Raw genomic sequence first — 3963 nt, forward strand, 5'->3', positions numbered from 1 at the left:
AGGATGAGGTGGGCGTTGGTGCCGCTGATGCCGAAGGAGGAGACGGCGGCGCGGCGGGGGTGGTCCTCGGTGTCGGGCCAGGGCTGGGGTTGGGTGAGGAGTCGGAGGTGGCCGCTTGTCCAGTCGACGTGGGGTGTGGGCGTGTCGATGTGCAGGGTCTTGGGGAGCAGGCGGTGGTGGAGTGCCATGACGGACTTTATGACGCCCCCGACGCCCGCTGCGGCGAGGGTATGTCCCATGTTGGACTTGAGGGACCCGAGCCAGGCGGGCCGGTTCGCCGGGCGGTCCTGTCCGTATGTGGCGAGGAGGGCTTGGGCTTCGATGGGGTCGCCGAGGGGGGTGCCGGTGCCGTGGGCTTCGAGCAGGTCGATGTCGCTGGGGGCGAGGCGGGCGTCGGCCAGTGCCTGCCGGATGACGTGCTGTTGGGAGGGGCCGTTGGGAGCGCTGAGTCCGTTGGAGGCGCCGTCCTGGTTGGTGGCGGTGCCACGGATCAGCGCGAGGACGGGGTGCCCGTGGCGTTGTGCGTCTGAGAGGCGTTCGAGCAGGAGCAGACCCACGCCTTCCGACCAACCGGTGCCGTCCGCGGTGGCGGCGAAAGCCTTGCATCGCCCGTCTGGGGACAGGCCCCGCTGACGGCTGAACTCCAGGAACCAGCCCGGGGTGGCCATGACGGTGGCACCGCCGGCGAGTGCCATGGAGCACTCGCCTGAGCGCAGTGCCCGTACGGCGTAGTGCAGTGCTACGAGTGAGGAGGAACAGGCCGTGTCCAGGGTGACGGCGGGGCCCTGGAGTCCGAGGGTGTAGGAGATACGGCCGGAGGCGACGCCGGTGAGCGTGCCGGTGAGCGCGTGGCCTGCGGCGTCGTCGGTCTGTTCGTGAAGTCGTGGACCGTAGTCGTTGTTGAGGACTCCGGTGAACACGCCGGTGTGGCTGCCGCGTAGAGCGGCCGGGTCGATGCCGGCTCGCTCGATGGCCTCCCAGGACGTCTCCAGGAGCTGCCGTTGCTGGGGGTCCATCGCCAGGGCCTCACGCGGGCTGATCCCGAAGAATCCCGGGTCGAAGCCGGCGGCGTCGGCGAGGAAACCACCACCCCGCGCGTAGCAGGTGCCCGCCCGCCCGGGTTCGGGATCGTAGAGCGCGGCCATGTCCCAGCCCCGGTCGTCGGGGAACGGACCGATCAGATCGCGCTCCTCCGCGACCACCCGCCACAGCTCCTCCGGCGAATCCACCCCACCCGGAAACCGACAAGCCATCGACACAATCGCGATCGGATCCCGCTGTGCCTCCTGGACTTCCCGCAGATTCTCGCGGGTCTCGTGCAGTGCGGCGGTCACTTGTTTGAGCAGGTGACGAAGCTTGTCGTCGCTCATCTTTCGATCCTTTACGGGAAGAAGGATTAATCGATGCCGAATTCGTTGCCGATGAATTCGATGAGTTCTTGATCCGTCGCGGACGCAAGTTCGCTGACCACTCCGGCCGCGCTCGGCTCGTGCGCGCTGTCTCGCCACCGGGCCAGGAGTTCCTGGAGTCGGGATGCGGTCGCCGCGCGTTCCGACACGTTCAGTGACGCGGCCGAAAGAACCGATTCCAGCTTGTCGATCTCGCTCAGGACGGTGGTGACCGTTGTCTGTTGCTGCGGCAGCAGTTCCCGACGCAGCTGATCGGCGAGCGCGACGGGCGACGGGTAGTCGAATGCGATGGTCATCGGCGACAGCAGTCCGGTTTCGGTGTTCAGCCGGTTGCGGAACTCGACGGCGATGAGCGAGTCGAATCCTTGGTCGCGGAATCCCCGCTCCGGGTTGATCGAGTCGGGCGAGCGATGACCCTGCACCGCCGCGGCCAACTTTCTGACGATCCGCAGCAGCGTCCGTCGCTGTTCCGGTTCGGACATCCCGGCCAGTCGCTGAACCAGTTCCGAGGGGCGCTGGCCCGGTACTCCGCCGGGCCCGCCATCCGCGGCCGTGAAGAGGCGCTGTACGTCGGGGAGATCATCCAGCAGCGCGTAGCGCGGCCGGGCCTGGGAGACCGCCGCCCAGTCGGCCTCGGCTATCACCAGATGGGTTTCATCGTGCTCGAGGGCCTGGCCGAGGGCGGTGAGCGCCGGTTCAGGCGCCATGGCGGGGGTTGCGTGGCGGTGCGGCTGCCCGCCGACGTCGCTGACGTCCGGATCGGCGATGCCCGCACCGTCCCAGTGCCCCCACGCGATCGACGTGGCGGGCAGGCCGTCGGCTTTCCGGTGGCGGGCCAGCGCGTCGAGGAACGCGTTGCCCGGCGCGTAGTTGCCCTGCCCGGGCATCCCGCAGACACCGGTGATCGAGGAGAACAGCACGAACGCCGACAGATCCAGCTCTCGGGTCGCGTGGTGCAGGTTCCTGGCGCCACCGACCTTCACCCGGGACACTCGGCCCACCTGGTCGAGAGTCAGGGAGTCCACCGGCGCGTCGTCCAGTACCTCGGCCGTATGCACGACCGCGGTAAGAGGATGTCCGTCCGGCACCACGGCGAGGGCCTTCGCCAGTTGCGCTCGGTCAGCCACATCACACGCGACGAAGGTGACCTCGGCGCCCAGAGCGGTCAGCTCGCCCTCCAGTTCGGCCGCACCAGGAGCCTGACGGCCCAGCGGGCTCGTGAACAGCAGGTGCTCCGCACCGTTACCCGCGAGCCACCGTGCCACATGGCCGCCGATCGCCCCGGGGCTGCCGGTGATCAGGACAGTGCCTTTGGACCGCCACTCGCGAGCCGTCTCTGTCTCGCCCAGGGGCGCGTGGACCAGGCGGCGCACGAACAGACCGGAATCCCGTACAGCGAACTCACACTCGGCGTTCGCTCCGGCGAGCGCGCTGATCAGGCGGGGCAGCGCCTGATCACGTACATCCCCCGGCAGGTCGATCAGGCCGCCCCACCGCTCCGGGCACTCTGCGGCGACGACCCCGCCCATCCCCCAGATCAGAGCCTGGAGGGGGTTGGTCACCGGGTCCGAAGGCCCGATCGAAACCGCTCCGCAGGTCACACACCACAGCGGCGCGGAGATGCCCACGTCGCCCAGCGCCTGGACCAGGGCGAGGTTCGCGGCCATGCCCCACGCAACGGCCGTGTCGTCGGGATGAGAAGCCTCCTCCAAGGACAGGAAGGACAGCAGGCCCGCCACGGGCTCGTCATCCAGAGCCCCGGCTCGGTCCCGTACGTCCGTCAACCGCTCGGCCATGGACTTCCGATCGACCGCCGCGTACGGTACCTCGACCGGGAGCACGCGTACGCCGCAGCCGGTCAGGGCCCGTGTGACAGCCCGTACCCACGGGTGTTCGGCCCGGTCGGCGGGGGTCACGACCAGCCAGCGCCCCGAGGGTGGGCCGGAGGACGCCTCGGCCACCAGCCGCCAGGCGACGCGGTACCTCCCGGAATCCACGGTCGACCGCACGCCCTGCCTGGTCCGCCCCGCGCCGTCGGTCGTGTGCCGAGGGGTGTCCAGCCAGTAGCGCTGGTGCTGGAACGCGTAGGTGGGAAGTCGCACCTGTGTGGCGTTGGTGCCGGCGAACGCGGTGTGCCAGTCGACCTCGCCACCACGGACGTACGTCTCGGCCAGCGAGGCGAGCGACTGGGGCGGGTCGGAGGCAGCGTCGTCGGCCGGCGGCCGGGACGGCGCGGTCTGCCCGCCGGGTTCCGCCGTGCCACGCACCGTGTTCGCGGGCACTTCCCCATGAGCCAGCGCGTCGAGGCTGTCGAGGAACTCCTGCCGGTCGGCGGCGATGACGACCGCGCGCTCCTCGAACCCCGGCCGAGTGGTGATCAGGGAATATCCCACATCGACGATGTCCACAGCGGTGTCGCTCGCTACGAAGGCCCTCAGACGCGCCGCCTGGTCGCGCAAGGCGTCCGTGTTCCTGGCGGTCAGGACCCATGGCAGGGTGGGTGGTTGTGCGGCGGCGGGGGTGTCGGGTAGTGCGGTGGTGGCTGTCTCTTATA

The 3963-nt window shown here is 69.6% G+C and carries 2 protein-coding genes; both read right to left on the reverse strand.

Annotation, left to right across the window (positions count from 1 at the left end; genetic code table 11):
* A partial coding sequence (locus FNH08_RS46470; protein WP_194238856.1) for a type I polyketide synthase occupies positions 1 to 1370 on the reverse strand: 1370 nt, incomplete at its 3' end.
* Between the two features lie 26 nt (positions 1371 to 1396).
* The gene (locus FNH08_RS46475) at positions 1397 to 3904 is read right to left on the reverse strand and encodes a beta-ketoacyl reductase (protein ID WP_407704589.1); all 2508 of its coding nucleotides are present in this window, start codon (positions 3902 to 3904) and stop codon (positions 1397 to 1399) included.
* Positions 3905 to 3963 lie beyond the last annotated feature (59 nt).

It is taken from the genome of Streptomyces spongiae (assembly GCF_009377185.1).
GTDB classification, from domain to species: Bacteria; Actinomycetota; Actinomycetes; order Streptomycetales; family Streptomycetaceae; genus Streptomyces; species Streptomyces spongiae.